17 protein-coding genes and 1 tRNA gene are annotated in these 22,739 nt (G+C 58.8%); 13 read left to right on the top strand and 5 right to left on the bottom strand.

Annotated elements, in window-relative coordinates; genetic code table 11:
- Window position 1: 1 nt before the first annotated feature.
- Window positions 2-700, bottom strand: coding sequence for a hypothetical protein (locus R3C19_02100; GenBank protein ID MEZ6059131.1), 699 nt, complete (start codon window positions 698-700; stop codon window positions 2-4).
- 364 nt (window positions 701-1,064) lie between these two features.
- Between R3C19_02100 and ilvD the strand changes: the two genes are divergently transcribed.
- The 4 genes from ilvD to R3C19_02080 all read left to right on the top strand — a co-directional run bounded on the left by ilvD (window position 1,065) and on the right by R3C19_02080 (window position 4,049).
- On the top strand, window positions 1,065-2,738 hold the full coding sequence (gene ilvD / locus R3C19_02095) for a dihydroxy-acid dehydratase (GenBank protein MEZ6059130.1): 1,674 nt from the start codon (window positions 1,065-1,067) through the stop codon (window positions 2,736-2,738).
- Window positions 2,739-2,948: 210 nt separating this feature from the next.
- Window positions 2,949-3,022 (top strand) — tRNA-Arg (locus R3C19_02090).
- A 252-nt stretch (window positions 3,023-3,274) separates the two neighbouring features.
- Window positions 3,275-3,790 (top strand): hypothetical protein, encoded by a 516-nt coding sequence (locus R3C19_02085; protein MEZ6059129.1) that lies wholly within the window; start codon window positions 3,275-3,277, stop codon window positions 3,788-3,790.
- A gap of 55 nt (window positions 3,791-3,845) precedes the next feature.
- Window positions 3,846-4,049, top strand: coding sequence for a hypothetical protein (locus R3C19_02080; GenBank protein ID MEZ6059128.1), 204 nt, complete (start codon window positions 3,846-3,848; stop codon window positions 4,047-4,049).
- A 175-nt stretch (window positions 4,050-4,224) separates the two neighbouring features.
- Here the strand turns inward: R3C19_02080 and R3C19_02075 are convergent, their stop codons facing one another.
- Complete coding sequence (locus tag R3C19_02075) at window positions 4,225-5,673, bottom strand: DUF1501 domain-containing protein (GenBank protein ID MEZ6059127.1); 1,449 nt, start codon at window positions 5,671-5,673, stop codon at window positions 4,225-4,227.
- On the bottom strand, window positions 5,663-8,239 hold the full coding sequence (locus R3C19_02070) for a PSD1 and planctomycete cytochrome C domain-containing protein (GenBank protein ID MEZ6059126.1): 2,577 nt from the start codon (window positions 8,237-8,239) through the stop codon (window positions 5,663-5,665). Before R3C19_02070 ends, R3C19_02075 begins: the two co-directional genes overlap by 11 nt.
- A 311-nt stretch (window positions 8,240-8,550) precedes the next feature.
- On the opposite strand from R3C19_02070, the gene R3C19_02065 reads away from it, so the two are divergent.
- Together R3C19_02065 and R3C19_02060 are read left to right on the top strand one after the other, a co-directional pair.
- On the top strand, window positions 8,551-9,498 hold the full coding sequence (locus tag R3C19_02065) for a Gfo/Idh/MocA family oxidoreductase (GenBank protein MEZ6059125.1): 948 nt from the start codon (window positions 8,551-8,553) through the stop codon (window positions 9,496-9,498).
- Between the two features lie 4 nt (window positions 9,499-9,502).
- A complete protein-coding gene (locus R3C19_02060; protein ID MEZ6059124.1) occupies window positions 9,503-10,450 on the top strand; it encodes a hypothetical protein in 948 nt (315 codons plus the stop codon).
- On the opposite strand, the gene R3C19_02055 is transcribed toward R3C19_02060, so the two are convergent.
- Together R3C19_02055 and R3C19_02050 are read right to left on the bottom strand one after the other, a co-directional pair.
- On the bottom strand, window positions 10,429-11,052 hold the full coding sequence (locus tag R3C19_02055; GenBank protein ID MEZ6059123.1) for a hypothetical protein: 624 nt from the start codon (window positions 11,050-11,052) through the stop codon (window positions 10,429-10,431). The genes R3C19_02060 and R3C19_02055 overlap by 22 nt on opposite strands.
- On the bottom strand, window positions 11,019-12,065 hold the full coding sequence (locus R3C19_02050; protein ID MEZ6059122.1) for a hypothetical protein: 1,047 nt from the start codon (window positions 12,063-12,065) through the stop codon (window positions 11,019-11,021). The genes R3C19_02055 and R3C19_02050 overlap by 34 nt, the downstream gene beginning before the upstream one ends.
- A gap of 1,179 nt (window positions 12,066-13,244) precedes the next feature.
- Between R3C19_02050 and R3C19_02045 the strand changes: the two genes are divergently transcribed.
- The 7 genes from R3C19_02045 to R3C19_02015 all read left to right on the top strand — a co-directional run bounded on the left by R3C19_02045 (window position 13,245) and on the right by R3C19_02015 (window position 22,604).
- Window positions 13,245-13,655, top strand: coding sequence for an FG-GAP-like repeat-containing protein (locus R3C19_02045; GenBank protein ID MEZ6059121.1), 411 nt, complete (start codon window positions 13,245-13,247; stop codon window positions 13,653-13,655).
- Window positions 13,603-14,211 (top strand): VCBS repeat-containing protein, encoded by a 609-nt coding sequence (locus R3C19_02040; GenBank protein ID MEZ6059120.1) that lies wholly within the window; start codon window positions 13,603-13,605, stop codon window positions 14,209-14,211. Before R3C19_02045 ends, R3C19_02040 begins: the two co-directional genes overlap by 53 nt.
- A 169-nt stretch (window positions 14,212-14,380) precedes the next feature.
- Window positions 14,381-14,578: a hypothetical protein gene (locus tag R3C19_02035; protein MEZ6059119.1), complete on the top strand. Its 198-nt coding sequence runs from the start codon at window positions 14,381-14,383 to the stop codon at window positions 14,576-14,578.
- A gap of 149 nt (window positions 14,579-14,727) precedes the next feature.
- A complete protein-coding gene (locus tag R3C19_02030; protein ID MEZ6059118.1) occupies window positions 14,728-14,973 on the top strand; it encodes a hypothetical protein in 246 nt (81 codons plus the stop codon).
- Window positions 14,974-16,322: 1,349 nt separating this feature from the next.
- Window positions 16,323-16,676 carry a hypothetical protein gene (locus R3C19_02025; GenBank protein MEZ6059117.1) on the top strand — a complete coding sequence of 118 codons (354 nt, stop codon included), beginning with the start codon at window positions 16,323-16,325 and terminating at the stop codon, window positions 16,674-16,676.
- Between the two features lie 292 nt (window positions 16,677-16,968).
- A complete protein-coding gene (locus R3C19_02020; GenBank protein MEZ6059116.1) occupies window positions 16,969-17,454 on the top strand; it encodes a hypothetical protein in 486 nt (161 codons plus the stop codon).
- On the top strand, window positions 17,370-22,604 hold the full coding sequence (locus tag R3C19_02015) for an FG-GAP-like repeat-containing protein (GenBank protein ID MEZ6059115.1): 5,235 nt from the start codon (window positions 17,370-17,372) through the stop codon (window positions 22,602-22,604). Before R3C19_02020 ends, R3C19_02015 begins: the two co-directional genes overlap by 85 nt.
- Window positions 22,605-22,739: the final 135 nt, after the last annotated feature.

The following is a 22,739-nucleotide window of genomic DNA, read 5'->3' as shown; positions in this document are numbered from 1 at the left end:
TCTATTCGTCCGCGGGAACGTAGACAGCGATCTCGTCAAAGTTACCGGTATCGTCGAAGGAACCGACGCCGAACCGGCCCGTGCCGAACGTTCTGTCCTTGGCGGTCATGACCGGAGTCTCCATGTCGTCGAAATAGACCTTGATGCTGCCGGATTCAACGTCACGATCAATTCGCGCGTGATGCCAGTCATCATTCCAGGGAGTGCCCGCCGTTGTCTTTGTCGAAATCTTCACGCGCGGAGCGTCGTTGACGATGAAGATCTGATTCGCGTGATCATCGGTTTCCTTGCCCAAATGCACATAGTAGAGGTGTGAATCGTCCTGATACCCGAAGAACAGGCACAAGTCGCGATGGCCGTAGTCGGGGATCGTGGACTGCAGCTTCACGTCCATGACAAAGCTGCCGACCTTGACATCCTTTACCAGCGACCGATTGAACGGCGACCTCACCGGCGGCTCGAAATCACTGTTCTTCTTCGTGAGTGAATACACGTGATTACCGTCCTGTTCGATGACCGTCCAGGCGGTATCGTCGGTCGGTTGAAACTGTTTTGCACCACCGTCTTCGAAATCCGCGTGAAAAACCCGCTTCATGCCCTCCGGCGGGTCAGAGGCGGTCAGCGTTGCCGCAGCGTTCAACGCAGCGAAACACAGTGCGGGCAACAGCAGGCGGCAGGACAGGCATCGAGGCATCGTCATGGCGCGGAATCCTGAATTCAAGGAGCGTCGGACTTTTCGGGAATTGAGGCGGATCGTGTGAGTAGACACGTTCGGCCGCAGGACTGCAAGGAACCCGCGACACGCCGGGATGCTCCGTGCGACCATTCGCTGTGCCGGTGGATTCTCCCGGCCCGTCAATCTGCAGGAGACGCACGGCATCGCAGGAAACCACCGGCAATCGGTCGAGAACCCTCGACCGCATTGCTATTCTGCGTCGCCCGACTGACTGCGGCACGGTTCCCTCGCCGCAGTTGTCAATCAAAAAATCAGCGCGACGCACTTACCTCGCGCGACTTTCCTGTTCACCGACACTTCACTCACGATCCGAAGCACACAGTAAGCCATGCTCAACAAATTCAGCAGCCGAATCACGCAGCCACGATCTCAGGGAGCATCTCAGGCAATGCTCTACGCCACGGGGCTGACCGCCGAAGACATGAACAAGCCGCAGGTCGGCATTGCCAGCGTCTGGTACGAAGGCAACAGTTGCAACATGCACCTGCTGGATCTGGCGGCGAAGGTGAAGGAAGGCGTCGACGCGGCCGGGATGGTCGGCATGAGATTCAACACCATCGGTGTCAGCGACGGCATTTCCATGGGAACCGAGGGAATGAGCTATTCCCTGCAGTCGCGGGATCTGATCGCCGATTCCATCGAAACCGTCATGGGAGGCCAGTGGTACGACGCCAACATTTCGCTGCCCGGCTGCGACAAGAATATGCCCGGATGCCTGATCGCGATGGGTCGGCTCAACCGCCCGTCCATCATGATCTACGGCGGCACCATTCGAGCCGGCTGCGGCGCGAAGGGCGAGAAGCTTGACATCGTTTCCGCATTTCAGTCGTACGGCGAATATCTGGCGAAGTCCATTTCCGACGACGAACGCGAACAGATCGTTCGCAAAAGCTGCCCCGGCGCCGGAGCCTGCGGCGGCATGTACACGGCCAACACGATGGCATCCGCGATCGAAGCGATGGGCATGAGCCTGCCGTACAGTTCGTCAATCCCCGCTGAAGATCCGGACAAGCTGCAGGAGTGTCTGAATGCCGGCAAGGCCATTCGCATCCTGCTGGAACGCGACATCAAGCCGCGCGACATCATGACGCGTGATGCCTTCGAAAACGCGATGGTGACCGTCATGGCCCTGGGCGGTTCCACCAACGCCGTTCTGCATCTGATCGCGATGGCTCGCGCAGTGGACGTTCCGCTGACCATCGACGACTTCCAGAAGGTCAGCGACCGCATTCCGTTCATCGCGGACCTGAAACCCAGCGGCCGCTATGTGATGGAAGACCTGCACGCCGTCGGCGGCACTCCGGCCGTCCTGAAATACCTGCTGGAAAACGGACTTCTGAAGGGCGACTGCCTGACCGTCACCGGAAAGACGCTTGCGGAAAACCTCGCTGACGTGCCCGGTCTGAAGCAAGGTCAGGACATCATTCGTCCCCTGGAAAACCCGATCAAGAAGACGGGACACCTGCGAATCCTGCGAGGCAACGTGGCCCCCGACGGTGCCGTCGCCAAAATCACGGGAAAGGAAGGCGTGAAGTTCTCCGGCACCGCCCGCGTTTACGATTCTGAAGAAGACATGCTGAAGGGGCTGGAAAACGGCGAGATCACCAAAGGCGACGTCGTCATCATTCGATACGAAGGACCGCAGGGAGGACCCGGAATGCCGGAAATGCTGACTCCCACTTCCGCGATCATGGGCGCCGGACTGGGCAGCGATGTGGCGCTGATGACCGACGGTCGCTTCAGCGGCGGTTCTCACGGCTTCATTGTTGGCCACATCACTCCAGAAGCACAGGTCGGAGGTCCGGTCGCGCTGATTCAAAACGGCGACACGATCACCATCGACGCCGAAGCAAACGAAATCAATGTGGACGTCTCCGAGGATGAAATGAAAAAACGCCGGGCTGCATGGACCGCTCCGCCGTTCAAGGCCAATCGCGGCACGCTGTTCAAGTACATCAAAAACGTCAAGTCAGCGTCGGAAGGATGCGTCACCGACGAATAAAGGGAACCACATCCACGGCCCCGCGCTCATTCGACGGCGAAGGAACCTTTGCGGATGTCCGAGTGTCTGTCCTCCGGAAAAGGTCTGACTTCCGGGCGTGCCATGCTTTCCCGTCGTTGCTGTGAAAGCCGCGAACGACGCCAGCCGCACGCACAGCCCTTGAACGGTCACGGTCTGGCACGGATACTTCCGCCATCAAAATCAACACAAGCGCCCGTAGCTCAGCTGGATAGAGCAACCGCCTTCTAAGCGGTAGGTCGTAGGTTCGAATCCTACCGGGCGTAGTCTGTTTTCCGGACTTCAGATGGACTTCAGTGCGGACTGCGAAAAGAGTTGCAACAGTACTGATTCCAACTCTTTTTTTGTAAGAAATGGAATCAGTGACATTTCAGTGACACTGGTTGAATTCCCGGTGCGACACCGTTGCATTGTCACACGAAAGGTTGGCAAAGCGTTGCAAGACCGTTGAATCTGCATGGCTACGACGCTTGCTGAGTCATCTCTATCCTTCATCGAAGGTCTGAGGAGACTCATCAATGGCTTCGATTCAGCAGGATCGCAGCGGCAATTATCACATCGCGTTTCGCTTTGGCGGAAAGCGATACAAGCGTTCGCTTAAGACAAAACACAATCGCAAGGCGGATGCCGCCGCTTGCCACGTCGAAGAGAATATCCGGCTCATCGGGGCCGGTCGGCTTGAGCTTCCGGATGATGTCGACATTCCGACGTACCTGATGTCCGACGGCAACCTGAAGCAGAAGCCACAGATCGCATCGACGATTCGCCTGAAGGACCTGTTCAGGGAATATCAGCAGGAGACGCCTGACGGGTCACTCGAAGACACGACGCTCAAGGTCATCGGTGTTCATATGCGGCACGGCTGCCGCATCCCTGGCGAACGCACAGTACCTCGCACGATTCGTACGTCTGAACTTCAGCGCTACGTGACGCAACGATCGAAGCAGCCGGGCAAGCGAGGCCGGAAAGTCAGTGCCGTGACGATTCGGATGGAAATTTCCACCTTGCGTTCACTGTGGAACCGGGCGGAATGACAATTCGTATGCTGACTGGTCGTGTCATCTGTCTTTTGCCGACCGCACCCAGTACGTGCTGCTGAGCAACACGGCGTCGCTCTATTCGTGTGTGACCTTCGGCAAGGGCATCACGGAAGACAGCCGTTTCATCGATCGGGCACTCAGTACGATCCGCAAATTTATGGAAGACGACGGACAGGCGTCTGTTTATCAGCAGTTCATCACACCGGCGTCGGCAACGGTCATCTTCGCCAAAGCGCTCAGTGCAAGGTCGTAGCCGATCTCTTGCCCGATCTCGCCAACCGCCCAAGGACCATCGCAAATAAGATACCGGTGTCCAACTTAGCCGCAGGGCGTTAGCCGCAGTTGTGTTCGCAGAGAACCGGGGTTAGCCCCCGGCGGGTAAATTCTCATCTGCCGCACTACCAAGTCGCGGCGGTCGGGCAGTTTTCTTAGCCGACGGCATCTTCCGGTGGACGTTTCAGGATTCCAGCAACAATCTGACCAGGCTGGTCATCGAGCAGACTGCCAACACCCGTCGGGCGACGAATCGAAAGACGATCGTTGTTCAGCCCAAACAGATGCATCAGAGTCGCGTGATAGTCGAAGTGGTTCACGACATCCGTGACAGCTTGATGGCCCAGTTCATCCGTCTCGCCGTGGATGCACCCGCCTCTGATTCCGCCGCCGGCCAGCCACATGCTGAAGCCGTAAGTATTGTGATCACGTCCGATGTTCTTTTCGTTCTGAATGACCGGAAGACGGCCCATTTCGCCGCCCCAGTGAACCAGCGTTGAATCGAGAAGGCCGCGCTGTTTCAGATCCTGCACGAGCGCCGCCGCCGGTTGATCAGTTCGGGCGCAAACATTTGGCAGCGCTTGGACGATACCGCCATGGTGATCCCAGGTCTGGTTGCCCGTATGCAGCTGCACAAAGCGAACGCCGCGTTCCACAAGCCGACGGGCGATCAGGCAGCGAGTTCCGTATTCCTGCGTCACCTTGTTGTCGATCCCGTAGAGTTTGTGAGTCGACTCGGACTCGCCGGAAATATCCATCGCCTCGCTGGCCGCCACCTGCATACCAGCCGCCAGTTCATAGCTCTGCATCCGCGCGGAAAGATCGTGTTCTCCCGGATGCCGTTCAAGATGAGCCTCATTAACGCGTCGCAGATAACTCAGCATCCGCTTCTGGTCGGCAGCGCTGAAAGACGCCGGGGCATTCAGATTCAGAATGCGCGGTTCCTGAGAACGAACGACGGTGCCCTGATAAATGGAAGGCAGCCATCCGTTCTGCCAGTTTTCGACGCCAAGTACAGGAAGCCCGGACGGATCGGTGAGCACCATGAACGCCGGCAGACTGGCGCGATCGCTGCCAAGACCGTACGACATCCATGCACCCAGGGATGGTCTTCCCGCCTGTTGTCGGCCGGTATTCAGGGCGTTGATGGATTCTCCGTGATTGTTGACTCCGGTATGCATCGATCGGATCAGACAAATGTCATCGGCGACCGAACCCAGATGCGGCACGAGTTCGCTCAGATCCATGCCGCATTCGCCGTGTTTTCGAAATCGCCACGGACAACCGAAGAGTTTGCTGCTGGCTTCACCGGCGTTGTCGTATTTAATCTCGCCCGTAAACGACTGCAGGTGTCGCCGGTTGAGTTCCGGTTTCGGGTCGAACAGATCGATGTGGCTCGGACCGCCCTGCATGAACATCGAAATCATGGCCGTCGCCTGAGCCTGCGCAGCGGGCGGTTTCGGCGTCAGATCAAACGTCAATGGTTCCAGTTGCGGCTTTGGCGGGGAGGCATGCAGTTCCTGCTGTCTCAACCAGGCGAACGCGAGGCTGCTGAGCCCCAAAGCCTGCTGCCCAAACCAGTGCCGTCGTGTGCTAGTCAACATAGAGGAACCCATTCGAACTCAACAACGCATGGCAAAAATGATTCAGCGACGCCGACTGATCGACTGCCGTCGATTCCGGTGGTGTCAGAAACTCAACGGCCGCCAGAACGTCACTCTCTTGCGGTGTCTTGCTGAACACGAGCCGCCACGCCAGCGTTGCCTGAGCCACCGGATCGGCGCCGACGGATTCGCGAATTCGATTCGCGAGCAACTCCGCCTGCTGAACGATGAACGGATTGTTCATCATCAACAGTGATTGCGGCGCATTGGTCGAGGCATTGCGCTTTTCACAGTTGGGGGTCATTCCCGGCAGGTCAAACGGCTCCAGAATCCCCAGAGGCATCGACCGCCGAACCTGTACGTAAATGCTGCGACGGAATTCCGCGGTACCAAGGGACTCAACCTTGCCGGTCGGGCGACCCGCCGAATCGCGAGTATCCACCGCTATCACAATCTGTCCAACGTCATCAGGACTCACCGGAACAGGGGGCCCGAATGACGCTTCGACCAGCCTGCCGCTCACCGCGAGCACAGCATCGCGCAAGACTTCCGCTTCAAGTCGCCGGACATTCATTCGTCCCAGCAATCGGTTGTCGCCGTCGACAGCATCCAGTTCCGCTCGCCGCACGGATGACTGTCGATACGCCGTGGATGTCACGATCATGCGGTGCAGACGCTTGAGCGTCCAGCCGTTGTCCATGAAGTCGCGGGCCAGCCAGTCGAGCAGTTCCGGATGCGAAGGCCGCTCGCCCCTGATCCCGAAATCTCCCGGGGTCGAAACGAGTCCCTGTCCGAAATGATGCAGCCAGAATCGATTCACCAGCACGCGCGCCACCAGTGGATGTTCGCCGCTGGTCAAATGCTGAGCGTATCTGAGACGGCGTCCCGTCGTAGGAATGTCCTCTGCGTTGACCGGCAACGTCGTTCCGTTCGCATTCAGCACAGACAACTCACCCGGCGCAATCTCCTGTCGGGGCTGCCGAAAGTCGCCGCGCGAAAACAGATTTGTGACGGGAACCTGGCCGGGCACTTCGTTCAGACACATCACATTGTCATCGGCGGGTCGCTTCTTTTTTGTTTCTTCGATCAGGGCGTCCCATTTCTTTTTGAATCCGGTCAGGCGATCGGGCAGATACAGATACACGGAACCGCGATCGACGTTGAGAAACGGATACTCTTTGATCAGTTGATTCTGTTCCGGCGTCCGATTTTCGGAAGCGGTCTCCCGCGCCGCGCGAGCCAATGGCTGTTGTTCGGCAGGAAGTTTCAGCAGTTCGCGTTCGAACGTTTCACTGACAATGCTGTCGAGTTCTTCGGTGCGTTGTTTTTCCACGTCGGCCAGCTCTGCATCAGCGGCAGCGGCAACGGCACGAGTTTCCGCAGACCAGAGTGACACGAGGCGTCCGTTCGGAACACGCCAGTGCTGTACGTCATACGCCGGCTCAAAGATCGCTCGCAGTCGATAGTAGTCAGCCTGGCTTATCGGGTCGTAGCGATGAGCATGACACTGTGCACAACCGACGGTGAGCCCCAACAGCGAAGTCGATGCGACCTTGATTGCTTCCGCCATCACGTCGTTACGGGCAGTGTTCTGATCCACGCTTCCATCAGCGGTGCCATCCGGACACATTCGCAGGAAGCCGGTGGCGATCAGTCGATCGGCCTGCTCCGGCGTCAGATCCTGATACGGCGGCGTCAACAGCTCATCACCCGCAAGCTGTTCAATCAGAAACTGATCCCACGGTTTGTCTGCGTTCAGCGAACGAATCACATAGTCGCGATACTTCCATGCCCACTTGCGTTCGGTGTCTCTGGTCGTATAGCCATCGCTGTCAGCGTAGCCAGCGACGTCCAGCCAGTGCCGAGCCCAGCGTTCACCGTAGGCCGGGGAATTCAGCAATTCGTCGACGACGTTCGTCCAGGCTTCGGGGGACTCGTCGGCAACGAACGTGTTCACTGCCTCAATCGACGGTGGCAAACCGATCAGATCAAAGTAGATTCGTCGCAGCAAAGTTTCACGGTCCGCTTCCGGGCTGAAACTCAGATTCCGGTCTTCGAGTTTCGCCAACAGAAACGAATCGATGGGAGTTCGCACGAGTTCCGAACGTGCGACATCCGGAATGACTTGCTTCGCGATCGGCTGAAACGACCAGTGATTTCGCTCTTCCTCAGTAAATGTATCTCCGGTTGCAAGCGCCTCCGGTTCCGGACGCAGCGTGGACGCACCGGAATCGATCCATCCAGCGACCTGATCGAGCTCCTCCGTCGATACTTTCTTCTCACCGGGCGGCATTTCTCCCGACGCCATGCGCTGGAACATCAAACTCGCCTTGTGGTCGCCCGGCACAACAGCAGGCCCTGATTCGCCGCCCTCCAGAAGAAATCGCACCAGGCGCGCGTCCAGTCCGCCCTGCATTTCCTCTTCTTCACCATGACACTGCCAGCAGTGAGCTTTCAGGATCGGGCGAACAGCCGTTTCAAATGATGGTGCATCACCGAACGCGATCACCGGGAAACTCATCAGCACAATCAGGGCCGTGAGAACTGTTGGCCGGATTCGCCCCATGACTCGGCACCGCTCAGCAATCAGGAAGGAGGATCGTGCGAAAATCGTTCGCAGGAGGGAACGCCACTGTAATCGATGAATTGACGATGGTGAACACAGAACCCCGGGACTTTGTCATTCGCCGCATGGATCGATTCCGGGGAAACCTTATGTCGACCCGGAAAGACGGCGATCCTTCGGACACTCCGAGACTCTCGCTCGATCCGGAGCGGGTTTCCCGTTACCGTTTTCCGAGTGAGTCACACGTGCGACCGACAGCAGTCTTCCCGGCGGGACGTACGAAATCAGTAACCGTCGAGGAGTGCGGAATTGTGAATGCGTTTCAAGTTGCGTCACAGACCGTTCTGGCGGCTCTGGAGACGGGGCAGGCGGGACGGCCTGTGGCCGTTCGTGTGACGGCACAACTGGGCGCCGATCATGGTCGGATCGAAAGGCTGACCGCGCGCATCCTTAACGCCGTGGGAGAATGGTTCGACAGTCGTCCCGAACGATTGACGGCGTTCGGCGCGGTGGAAACAGGACACATCAGCACTCTGATCTGCTTTGCAGCCGGCCAGTCTGCTTTGGTTTCGGTGGGTTGCTGCATCTCCGCGCAGCCGATGCTCGAGTTGATTGTCTGGGGAGACCGCGGAATTCTGTCGTGGGAGCACGATTGTGGATTCGGGACGGACGACGATGAGCCGGAACCGAATCTCTCCGATGTGGAGACACTAATTTTCGAACATTTGCAGGCGTCGCTTCGTTCGGGCCAGTCGATTCGTTTTGACGGACGGAGGCCAACCGCCTCCGGAAGGCGAAAGCTGAATCCGTCGGATGCGGGGCAACAGCCTGCGATCGCCGCATCGAAGCTGCAGGCGCAAAGGCCGCCCTGGGGTGTGTTGCTGGTTGCCGGAGATCACACGCATCAACCCCAGTATGCCGACAGTCTGGCAAAAGATCCCCGATGTCGACTGATCGGAGTGACCGACGAAGACAACATCACTCCGCGTCGACGGCGACTCAATCATCAGCTGGCCGACCGCCTCAGCATTCCGGTTCTCCCGGACCTGCAGCAGGCGCTCCGTCGTGATGACGTGCATATCGTCAGTATTTGTGCAGAACCGATACGGCGAGGCAGGATCATCGTTCAGGCGGCCCAGGCCGGAAAACATCTCTACCTGGACAAACCACTTGCCGCGACACTCGAAGAAGCAGATGCCATTCGAGACGCCGTCCGTGCCGCCGGCGTTGTCAGCCATATGTGGAGCTTTGCACGGTGATGTCATGAGTCGAATGCAGCGCGAAATTCTGCCGGATCGCCTGGGCGATTTGACGGCCGTTCATGCCGATCTGTGCTTCGCAAAAGGAACAGCGGGAACTGCATCGCTCGGGAAAGTGCGTCAGGAAACATTGATTCCCGAGCGGTACGAACTGATGGATTCGAAGCGCGAGTTGTCCAATGTGGGAGTCTATTCGCTGGTGTCACTGCTCTGTCTGCAGGACAAAGCAGTGCGACGCGTCTGCGCCACGACAGGAAACTACTTCTTTCGCGAACATCAGACGAACAACATGGAAGACTTCGGCCAGATGCTGCTGGAACTGGACGGTGGAGTGGTTGCCACCATCTCCGCAGGCCGCACCGGCTGGCGGTCGTATCCGGCCGGCGGACTGAATCGAACGTGTCTGGTGGGAACGAAACGGACCACGATCGTGGATTTCGATCGCCCCCGAGTTTCGGTCTGGGCCGACTCTGTCCCATGGAATGCCCCCGAACGGGACCCGGAGGATCCGATGGGCATGTGGGGAGGAGCACCAAAGCCGGATCGATTCGTGGCGAAACCAGGCAGGCGTGGATCACACCGCCCGATGCGGAACAGAATAGTGATGCAGGCTGGTTCCTGGACTGCATCGAGTCAGGTCGTCCGAGTGATGTTTCCGCGGACGTGGCCGCAACGGCCACGGAGATACTCCTCGCCGGCTATCGCTCCGCTGCGACGGGCGATGTTGTGGAGCTGCCGCTGCCCCGGGATGCCGGATAACGACGACAATGGCACTGTGACTGACGCAAAGAGCAGGACTGCATCAATGCAGCGACTGACGCACGTCGCCTGGCACAGCGAGGTCAGGCGGCACTCGCAGACACACGCCAGAAATGCAGATTTGTCAGTGCCGCAGCGGATAGAAACGACAACACGACACTCATGCCGTCCTCACGGTCCATTCTCGATGTGACATTCTGGCAGCAGTGCCGTCAGTCGCCTGAATCCTTCGGCCGTGATATTTGTCCCGGCGATGTGAAGATCCCGCAAAGATGTGAGCTTGCCAAGTATCGGAATTGCCTTGTCCGTAACCGACGTCTCATCCAGCCATAGTTTCTCAAGGCTGGTCATGCCCAGGAGGTGCGTCACTCCCGCGTCAGTCACTTTGGTACCGCCGAGATGCAGTCCTGTAAGCTTGACGAGCTTTCGCAGATGTTTGACGCCATCGTCCGTGATGTGATTTCCGCGCAGGCCAAGATACAGGAGTTGCTCCATGTCGCTCAGATGTGCCAGTCCGGCGTCCGTCACGTGCGTCTCACCGACGGGCAAATGCCGGAGATTTCGGAGCAGCCTGATATGTTTCAGACCCTCATCGCCGATCCGTGTTCGATACAGATTGAGCCATTCAAGCTTCTGCAGTTTGGGTAAATGAGCGAGCCCCGTGTCGCCTGTTGCCGTTTCTTCCAGAGACAGGTCGGTCATCTGTGTGAAGCCGGAGACGAGCGACAGGTCTTCGTCCTCGATCTTTGTCCGGTTTGCGTTCACTTCAATAACAACATCACCCTGCGCAAACACGGTGGCGAAGCTGCTTCAGTCGCTGAACCCGTTCCGCCGGCTGCTGCGGCTGGTTGGTCCTGAAAGCGGCGGCCCATCGCTCGTACTCGTTCAGGCAGTCTTCGGCGGCTCAAGAACTTTTTCCACACCAGTCGGCCGCGAAAACCGTAGTCCGCACCGGTCTCAACCTTGTTGATCACATACTGAAAATCCCACGCCGGTCGAGGGTGCTTCGGCAGCTTGAATTTATACAGGCTGAAGCGAATCTGATCACGTTCGGAACTGAGGCGATCGAACATCAGAATCTGCGTCATTCCGTTCGCAGCGCGGCCGTAATAGAAGGGCCTGGCAATACGCGGCCTGTCATACGACCAGGTATTCAGGCGGAATTCCACGTCGTCGTCATACTGCAGACGCCCGGCGTCGAGGGCACGATAATTTCCTCCTCCATTCCAGTCAGGAGGCCCCGGCGGCGCGTCAGCGGTGATCCAGTCTTCTTCCGTGTCCGTTGACGTGTGCCCACGAAAGTGCAGCGCCGCGTCTTCGACATCGTTCATGTAATTGGCGAAGAAGAATATGGCGTAGCCGTGTGGTTCGAACAGGGAGGCATCGTGAGGCGTGCAGCGGAATTCAAAGTCGATGTAGTACGGCTCACGGACGGTGTATGTCAGCGAGCTGGCAACCTTCCACGGGCTGTCTTCGGCACGTCGCGTGAGCACGACAGTTCTGCCATCAGCCAGCGCCCGGAGCGTGTACGGACCATGCCGCGGAGTAAACTTGTTGTAGGGATTCCGATGCCCCGAGATAATGTGCTCGAAGTTCAACCCCGCCGAGGCACCGCCCGTATCGGGATCGAAAGCATCGTAGTCGGCCGCGTGAGTCGTATTGACTAGTTTATCGATGCCGCTCAGAACGGCTGGTGACTGTGAGTTGTCTCGAAACTCAACCGACAGCTCCCCGCGTTCGATGCGCACCGACTCAACCGGTTCTGCCTGCTGCGCCGCCGAACTCGCGACGAAGGCAGATCCTGACAAGAACCAGATGATCCTCAGCAACGGGCGCATACATGGCTCGATGAAAGTGGGGAACCTCGGAACCTGAGACGGATTATTCTGCCATGACAGTCTTGCTGCAAATCACCAAGGCGTCACCGAATCATCGAAACGGCCGCGCGTTTGCTGCTGGTGCAGCGGCTGTTGCGGACTCGAACAAACGCGGCTTCCGTTATCACCTGAAGACACGGAGCATTCCGGCGGACACGAAGCATCCCGTTCGGGACGGCCAATCGAGACTGACGCTGAATTGGCAATAACTTGCATCGGTCTGATCGTACTTGGCGGGAGGCCTGAGGCGCTCCGGACAGGAATCTTACCGGAACTCGGGCTGCACGATAAGCAGCCACGATGCCACAATCATTGTCCGATCGTTCAGCTAAGTGCGTGGCCGCGTTCCGCGGCCCCGCCACTGGCGGGCGCCGGTGGATCGCCCTCAGACGGAGGCTGCGGTGCAAGCAATTCGCCGCAGCGTGGTGAAGGGTCGCCTTTTGGCAGTGAATCCTGGATCAGCCAGTCCGTCGCCCGTCTTCAGCTCGGCCACACACTGCGGTCTCGGGGTCGGCCGAGAAAACAATGACGAAAAACAATGAGCTGCTTTCCCCTCGTCGCCTTTGCATTTCCGCCGACGTCCGGGACCGATGCCCCAACTTCCATATGGTGGGTTTCTGTTCACAAAATCGCCTCCGCAGTGGGGCATCGGGCGCGAAATCCGCCGGTTCAGCACAGATGCTGATCGCCGCATCGAAGTCGCACGGCGGAATGCACAATTCCCTTCTTGACCTGTTTTCGCGCCAACCTCTACGGTCTCGCGCTTTCCGTTCAGCCGGGCCGGATTTCGTGCCACACAAGCAGGAATCGCCGGGCATTGCAGGCACTGCGCACTCACCGGGAAGCTGTTCCGTGCGATGGGTCAGGACAGGTTCGAGTCCTTTTCCGTCAAAGGAATCAGCGACGGGCCGCGAGTCCGTGCCACTCCTTCGTTGAACAGCACGTTGGGTCATCCAGCGGGTTCGTGCAATTTTCCAAAGAGTCGCGGTTCGTCTGAGCCGCTTGATCTGCACCCTGAGATTCGCCCGCCCGATTCCTGATCCGCAAGTCCGCCGCTGAATGCAATTCATGCGGCGTTTCCATTCGATCTCAAGATCACAGGGCCTGATCATGCCTATTCGCCACTGGCTGAAGAAAGTCGCATCGCGCGCACGCAGCAACGTTCTGCTGACCGGACCACAACTCAGCAGCTTCGAAGCAAAACGTCGACGCCGCAGGTCAGGTTGTGGGACTCCAACGGAAATCTTTGAAGATCGCTGTCTGCTGACGGCGGGTGTGGGGCAGTTTTTGGGTGGGGCGTTTTTGGACGGACCGCCCGCAGTCGATGTGGCTCTGGGTGATGTCGACGGCGATGGTGACCTGGACGCCTTTCTGGCTCAGCTGAATCTTAACGCTGACGAAACCCCAGCCGACTGGACGGGGGCTCCCAATCGAGTGTATCTGAACGACGGAAACGGCAACTTCACGGATTCCGGGCAGGCTCTGGGCAGCGGAATCAGCGTCGTCTGTCGAACTGGCTGATCTTGATAGTGACGGCGATCTGGACGCGTTCGTTGGGAACATCGGGCCGAACACCGTCTGGCTGAACGATGGAAATGGCAACTTCGCGGATAGCGGGTTGTCTCTGGGGAATGGGTTTTCGATCGGAGTCGCCATCGGCAATCTGAACGGAGATGCTCTGCCCGATATCGCCGTGACCAATGCCGATCCTGATCGATGGTCTGAATACAGGCGGCGAAGTCTGGATTGCTCAGAGCGTTGCGCGCTGCAGTATACCGACACCGGTTCCGGGTTGTGGGGAAGCGGATCCACGACGGAGATTGCTCTGGGTGACATCGATGGCAACGGCACGATCGACGCGGTGGTGACCGAATTCAGCAACAACGATGCACCCGGCGACCCGTTCCGGTACGAATCGTATCTTTCTGAACGATGGCACGGCGGGACGTTCACGGAATCCGGGAACGTTGGCAACATGGGAGCCTTCGGAGTGGCTCTGGCGGACTTCGACGGCGACGGTGATCTGGACGTTTACATCGGCGACAACGACGAACAGGGTGATCGTGTCCTTATGTGAATCAGGGCGGCGTTCAGAACGGCACGGAAGGCGCGTTCGTGGACAGCGGACAGCATCGGGCTCGGCCGCAGTGCTCACCGAGTGGCCACCAGCGATCTTCGATGGTGACGGTGATCATCGATGTGTTTGTGACCGCCTCCGTGGATTCTGCCGTGTACCTGGGACGTACGTGTTCATCAATCAGGGAGGAGCTCAGGGAGGCAACGTCGGTGAGTTTTCCGACAACGGACAGACGCTGTCGCCAGGAGATGCTCTGGGGGTCGCTCTGGGCGACATCGACGGCAACGGAACCATCGATGCGGTCACGGCCGATCTGAATGGCGGATTCAGCCGCGTGTGGCTGAATCAGGACTGCATCCGATGCTGAGCTACCAAATTCTGCCAACGGCAACGTTGCGATTGATGTTCCGGCGGCCAATGGAATTCTGGCAGGAGTTGCGGGCGGAGTGACCGTCACCGTCTGTGGATGATTCGGCCACCATCGGAAACGTGTCGGCGATGTCACGGTAACGGCGGATGGAGCTTTCCTTCGGCTACACGCCGACAACCGGATTCTTCGGAACCGATCGTTTTACGCATCGACACGCTCAGACGGTGAAACAGGTTCATCGTGGCCATCGATGTTGGCGACGCGTTCTGGTTTGTCAATCAGGACTGCGAACGCGGCCGGTGGCGATGGGATCACTGGCAGAAGCCCCGTTTCAGTCGCTGGCTCCGCTGAATGATCCGCCAGCGACGTCCGGATTCGCCGTGGCGACCTGATTTTTATCATCGGCCAGACGGTTTCTACGACCTATGACATCGCCAGCGACGGTTCTTTCTGCTGGAAGCGATCAGAATCTCGTCCACGTCGCGTGAATCCGTTTGCGTCCGATGGTGGGCGAGAATGGCTGGCTTTCGAATATCGGGCACCTCTGAAGTTTCGTCATTCAGCGTGGGCCTGCCCGATAACTACCACGGACAAGTCAACGGGCAATAACAAATTCAGCGGCGATCACCAGGCTCCGTGCTGCAGCTGACAGTGCAGCGGCAACATCGTAGAATTTTCTGGCCGGTTTCGACATCAATCCCGGAGCAGCGGCACCAAGCGAGGCCGTGCTGGGTTTGGAAGTCGATGGCGTGGTGGCAGCGTCGATCTGCTGGCATCGATGCACATGATTCCTTCGGCGCGGGCAATCATAGTGTACGACGGAGTCGTCGTGGGCAATTCGTCCAACTCAGTTTACGTGCATCTCGATCTGCACAACTTTCAGTTATCCGGCAACAACTGTCCGACAGTTCGACGTCGGGCACCGCGATTCACTTCGTTGACGGCGACAACGTGACTCTGCAGTCTGGACCGGCACCGATCCAACACGTTGTCGCAAACGCGGCGGCGGACTGCTGAACGTCACCAACACCACCAATTCGTCGGGCGACGAGCCGAGTTGTGTTTGAACCGTCCACGACTTTGTGGATCGATAGACGGTGATATTCGGTTCAACTGACAGAACAATCCCGGCGACCTTTGGTTTTTTGACGGCGACTCTTTCTGATCGACGTCGTTGACGGCATCACGGAATACCGCCGTCAACAGCGGCAGCATCGAGATGCCGCAGCGATGCCGTTCCGGCTCAGCGCGATGTTTCGAGCGGTGGGCGGGTTTGCTCTGAGCGTCGAGCATACCAGCACCAGCGCCGGACGGCTGGTATTTGGATCAGGTGAATTCGTTCGGGGCGACCGGCAGAGGCATTCTGTTTGATGACGTGTCCGGCCACGGAATTCACATCAACAGCACGGAAATCACATCGGCATCACGAACCTGGCCGTCGATGTTTCTGATTCGCCCGGCACGACGTTCGACTTTGGCAAACTGATGATCATGGGCGACAATCTGATCACCGAAACATGGGTGGGCAACGGCACGCCCGGTCGCAGTGGAGACGGCGGCGATGCTTCTGAAGCTGCTCTGAACCTGCCGTCGGATGTGACGTTCGACCGACACGGCAATATGTTCATCACCGACTTCGCAGAAAACGTGGTGCGGCGAATGGACCCGATTACAGAAGAGATCACAACCATCGCGGGCACGGGTTCGGCCGGATTCAGCGGAGACGGAGGATCGGCCACCAGTGCACGAATTGAACGGACCGCTGGCGGTGGTCGTCGACGACGATGGCAACGTGTTCATTGCCGATGCGGGCAATCATCGCGTCCGTCGCATTGATGCAGTCACCGGAATCATCACGACTGTGGCTGGCACCGGAACGGGTGGATTCGGAGGCGACAACGGCCCGGCCACGGACGCGTTGCTGAATTTCCCCGTCGATCTGGCGTTTGCAAATGACGGCAGTCTGTTCGTTTCGGATCACGAAAACCACCGCATTCGTCGCATCGATGGCGACACGGGAATCATCACCACTGCCGTCGGCACCGGAAAGCGGGCATCAGTCCGGAAGACACTCCGCCTTCTCAGGCCAAACTGAATTTACCATGAGGCATCATCTTCATCGCCAGTGGTGAACTGGGCATCGCTGATTCGGGCAACAACCGGATGGCCGTCGTTGACTGGGACGACGACACGCTGTTTACCGAAATCGGCACTGGGGCAGCCGGTAACACGGGCAACGCAAGCGATGATCCGCGTCAGTTTCGCTCTGGATGATCCTCGCGGACTGGCCGTGCATCCGGACGGCGTGATTCTGATCACCGATTACAACAACCATCGCATTGTCGGCCACGACCCCGTCGCCCAATTTGTCGAAACGATTGCCGGCAATGGCTCGCCAGACTTTGCCGGTGACAATTCGCCGGTTGAAAACACGCAATACAACGAACCGATTTCCGTCGCGGTCGCTCCGTGGGGGAGACATCGCGGTGGCGGACGTGGTGAATCATCGAGTGCGAGGCATCTTCTTCGATTTCAGTGCGGGTCAGGGCGTCGTGCTGGAAAACAATCCGGGATCGACCTTCAGCTTCGACCGACTTTCCGTCGCGAGCTCACCGAAGCATCCTTCGTCGCCAACAATTCCGGAACGAGTCAACGTCGGCGGCAATCACTTCATCTACGGCAACAACGCGATGCTGCAGGCGGAAAACGGTCGAGCACTCGACATCACCGACACCACACTTTCGGATGGCGCAGGCGGCCCGGCCACATTCCGTCACCGTGTTGTCGATTGCCAGCCCGCGAAGACGGCATTCTGCTGGACAACGTCAGCGGTGACATCTGGTCATCGAAAGCGGCATCATCTTTGGCACTAAATCAGAACGGCGATCCCGTCACGTCGGCGATTTCCATCGAAGGCGGCGACGGCGATGTGACCATCTCCGCCACGGTCGTGAATTCCACCGGCCGCAGTGCGTTCATCACTGGTCGCACGGGAGGCGAGATTCACCTGGTGACTCCGATTCAACACGATGTCGACGGCACCAGCGCGATTGTGATCGAAGACAATCTCGCCGGCAGCACCACGTTCTGGCGACCGCTGGACATTCATAGCGGCTCGGCGGCGGCCGTTGTGGAAAGCAACAACGCTGATCACGTGGTCACGTTTCTGACGGAAGGAGTTCCGCAGGGGCCACTGAATACTGCAGTCACGTTCGTCGACAGCGGCCAACTGATCGGCAACCTCGGGAATAGCGCGAGCTACGAAGCGATCGGCGTTGCTCTGGGAGATCTCGACGGAGACGGTGATCTGGATGCGTATGTGGTGAATCGGAATCATGCACTGGACGGCGAAGGTCCGGACACGGGTGAGCCGGATCGAATCTATCTGAACAACGGCGGCATCTTTACTGACAGTGGCCAGACGCTCGGGAACGCAATCGGTGGTCAGGTGAAGCTCGCCGACTTCGATAACGATGGCGACCTGGATGCATTCGTCGGCAACTTCGGGGCGAATCAACTGTGGCTGAACGATGGCAGCGGCACGTTTACCGATAGCGGCCAGACTCTGGGCGACGGCCTGTCGATTGATCTGGCGATCGGTGATGTCGACGGTGACGGTGATCTTGACGCCGTGGTTGCGAACTTCAGCGATGGCGGCACTCCCGGCGGTGAAGTCTGGGTCAATCAGGGACTACACACCGGAACGTTTGTGAATTCGGCGACCACCGCATGGGACACGATCTCCGCGTTCGGTGTCGCTCTGGGTGACGTCGACGGAGACGGCGATCTTGATGTGTTCGTGTCTCAGGGTGTGAATTCGGCGGGTCATGCGGGCGACGAAAAGCTGCTGCTGAATCAGGGCGATGGCACTTTCATTGACAGCGGACAATCTCTGGGAGCGTCGCACAGCTTCGGAGTCGTCCTTGAAGACTTCGACAGCGATGGAGACCTGGACGCCTTCGTGACCGGCGCGCGCGAGTTTCCTCCGGGAGAAGAACTTGACGGCGTCCGTGATCCTAATCGGTATTTCGTCAACCTCGGTGGCGCTCAGGGAGGAACGGCAGGCGTGTTCGGTTCTCCCGTTCTGATCTACAACGACAATCAGGATCAGGCTCGAGTCGCCGCGGCGGACTTTGACGGTGACGGTGATATCGATGTGTTCGTGGCCAACGTCAAGGACACACTGGAAACCCAGGATGACGGACGAAATCGCGTCTATGTGAATCAGGGCGGTCGGCAGGGAGGAATCGAAGGCACGTTTGCTGACAACGGACAGCAACTCGGCAATTCGCACTCCGTCGGAGTCGCCGTAGGTGATGTGGACGGTGACGGCAGAATTGATGCATTCGTGTCCAACGCCGGAAGTCCCAGCCGGGTCTGGCTGAATACCTCGGAAGTGGAAACCTACCGCACGATCGACGCGTCACCGTTTGAACGGATCGAACCGCTCGGCAGCCTGGTTTCGGTCAGCGGGACGGAGGTGGCCATTGCAGCGGGCGAAACCGTGGAATTCGTCGTCGATGTCAATGATTCTCAGACACTGGTCGGCTTTGTCGACAGCAACAGCCCGACCGCCGCGTTCACGATGGAACTGATGGGCGTTTCCGGAGTGATCACGGGAGCTGCCGAAGGTTTCGTGACGATGCCGTTGCAGCAGATTGTGAATGATGGCACGTACACGATCCGAGTCACCAGCAACACCGCGACGGACATCGAACTGGTGCTGATTTTGAACGCGGAATTCGAAGCCGATCAATCGCCCTCGGCTCCTCCGCAACCGATTGACGCTGCGTTCAACGGCGGCGCCAGCGCTGGTCGCTGGGCGGCAGTGGGAGTCACGTTTCCGGAAGCGGGGCCAAACGATGTCGATGAATTCAGCGTCGATCTGACCGGCCACGTCGGTCACAATATCGATGTGATCGTGACGGGCTTCGAAGGTCAGCACTTCGAAGACCAGACGCTGGAACTGATTGCTCCGGACGGCACGACCGTGCTGGCAACCGGAACAGCAACTCCTGTCGGCGGTACCAGCGCGATCAACTTTGATCTGGGCATTCTGAGCTTCGAAGTTCCGGCGGATGGAGTCTACACCGCTCGCATCACCGCGCCGTTTGACGACGTCGCGTACACGCTGCTCGTGAGTTACGGGCTGACGTTCGACACGGAACCCAACAACGACCGCGTCAACGACAGTCTGCGAACCATCGTTCCGAACGACAGTGCACTCGGGTATCTGGACGCTGCATCAGATGCCGATGACTTTTTCGAAATCGAACTCACGGCCGGCGCGGTCGTCACACTGACCACCGACTTCGCTCAGGAAGCGGAGTTTTCGCCCGTCAATACGCTTGATCCGGAACTGGAAGTCTTCGCCCCGGACAGCACGTCGTTGATCAGCGATCAGAATTCCGCTGGCGGAGTCGCCGCCGAAGTCACATTCACCGCAGCCGAAACGGGAAAGTACGTTGTCCGCATGAAAGCCACGTCGGGCAGCGGCGAATACCTGCTGCGAACGGACGTTTCCGTGCCGCCGGCGCTGGCAGTCAGCATCGTCGACGATTCCTTCAGTGAAGCCGGCGGAACCGCCGCGACGACGGCCACGGTTTCTCGCACCGGCGACACGACCGCAGCCGTGACGGTAACACTGGTCAGCAACGATACGACCGAAGCGACAGTGATCGGATCCGTTACGATCGCCGCCGGTGAAACGACGTCCGCGGCATTCGACATCAGCGCGGTGGACGATCTCGTTGTGGATGGAACGCAAACGATCACGATCATCGCCAGCGCCGCCGGGCACATTGACGGCGCGGACACCGTTGACGTGACGGACGACGATATTGCCGCGCTTACGTTGACGATTGCCGATGATTCCATCAGCGAAGCCGGCGGAACGGCCGCGACGACAGCTACCGTCACTCGCAATTCAGACACGACCAGCGCGCTGACCGTCAACCTGCTCAGCAGCGACACGACCGAAGCCACCGTCGTCGCAACTGTGACGATTGCCGCTGGCCAGACCACGTCCGATCCGTTCAACATTGATGCCGCTGATGACGACGAAGTCGATGGCACGCAAACCATCACGATCACCGCCAGCGGCGCGGGTCACACCGACGGCACGGACACCGTTGGCGTGACGGACGACGATGTCGCTCGCCCCGCTGCTCCGACGGTCACGGGGCCGTCAGGAACAGTCGGATCAACGTTGCCGACGTTCACCTGGACCGCGGTTCACACGGCGACGTCATACCGCCTGTACGTCCAGCTCCTTGGAGGCGACAGCAACCCGGTGATCGATGAAACCATCAGCGGCACTGCGTTCACCGCCTCAACCGCTCTGGAACCCGGTCAGTATCGCACCTGGATTCAGGCGTTCGATGCCAACGGAGTCGCTTCGGCCTGGAGCCACGTCCTGTTCAGCATTTCGCTGGCTCCGGTGATCCATGATCTTCCGTTGCACGGCACGACGGACACGCCGACCGTGACGTGGAATGCGATCGGCGGAGCGGCCGTCTACCGCGTTTACATTCGCAACACGACCATCGGCGGCAGTCCGATTGATGAGATCGTCAGCACCGAGTCGTTCACGCCGTCGACAGGACTGTCATTTGGCCGGCATGAATTGTGGGTGCGAGCCATTCTGGTCGGAGGCTTGCAGGGACCGTGGTCGCGGCGCGCGGAATACCACATTGGACCACAGCCGATTGGTCCGACGGGAGCGACACTCGATGCGCGGCCGCGGTTTGAGTGGTCGGCAATCAACGGAGCCGCGTCTTATCATCTGTTCGTCCGCGGGCCGGGCGGTGTGGTCATCAACGAATCCGGATTGACCGGAACATCATTCACGCCCGCCACGGATCTTGTCGGCGGCGACTATCGCTGGTGGCTGAAGCCCGCGACGGCGAATGGAAAATTCGGAGCGTGGAGCGAAGCCGCTGAATTCAGTACCGGCGGCCGAACAAAAGTCACAATTCCGGCATGTGTCACCAGCGGTGATCCGGAAATCACCTGGCCGGAAGTTCCCGGAGCACAGTCGTACGAAATCTACCTCCACAAGATCGGGACGCCGGGAGCCTTCCTGAACCGAACCGGTCTTACGGCTGGCTGGTATGCGTCTCCGATTCTCGAAGACGGCGATTACAAGGTCTGGATTCGCACAACACTTGCCGACGGAAGTCGTGTCTGGGGCGGAGCCGTTTCGTTCACCGTCGAACGCCCGGAATCCGTCTTGAGTGCTCTTCCGATCGGCCCTGTCGGTCCGGGTTTCGACACGACTCCGGAGTTTACCTGGCAGGCCGCGAGCGAGGCTGTTTCTTACGACATCTTTCTGCACGACGGCAACAGCGTGCATTTCATCACCGGGCAAACAGGCACATCCTTCACACTCACGATCGAGCGATCCGGCGAATTCACGTGGGCGGTACGCGGAGTCGATTCGTCCGGGGCGCCCGGCCCGTGGAGTTTGCCGGTTGCGTTCAACACGAACGCTCGCGTGACACTGCTGACGCCGGGCGATTCAACGTCCGACACGACTCCCGCGATCACCTGGACCGCGGTTCCCGGAGCCGTCCGCTATGTGATTCAGGTCAACAACCTGACGACGTCGACAACGAAAGTGATCTACGACGAAAACGTAACAGAAGCATCGTTCACTCCGGCGACTCCACTGCCGGCTGGCGAATACCGAGTCTGGATCCGGGCGATCAGCAGTGACACATTCGGCAGTTGGAGCCGCAGCCTGGACTTCACCATTGTCGTGGCGGTTGACCACGATTCGGACGACGCAGACGCCGGAATGTTCGCAGCGCTGGAAATCCCCGCGACGGGGTCCGGCGAAGCTGACGTTCGAGTCTCGATACACAGGAAGGTTGCGTCTTCCGACGCGTCCGCGCGACCCGATGAAATTCGACGGGAAGATCACGGCGAAGCGAAAGTCGACGACGTCGTGACCGCGACGGAGCAGCACGCGGAACTCGATGCCCAGTTTGAACACGCCGGCCAATGGCTGGACGCTGCATGAGCGGCACGGCGCTGGCTGTTCGCCCTCATCGAATCTGAGCCTAGGAGGCTGTCCGGATACCTGGTTTGACCTGGTTTTTTTTGAGAGAGAGTATTACGACTTGTGTTGACAGGACATTCTTTTTTCGTCTGAGAT

This window comes from Planctomycetaceae bacterium, from assembly GCA_041398785.1.
Classification (GTDB): domain Bacteria; phylum Planctomycetota; class Planctomycetia; order Planctomycetales; family Planctomycetaceae; genus JAWKUA01.
The sequence above is the reverse complement of the archived record's forward strand: the minus strand, read 5'-3'. Positions and strand labels throughout refer to the sequence as shown.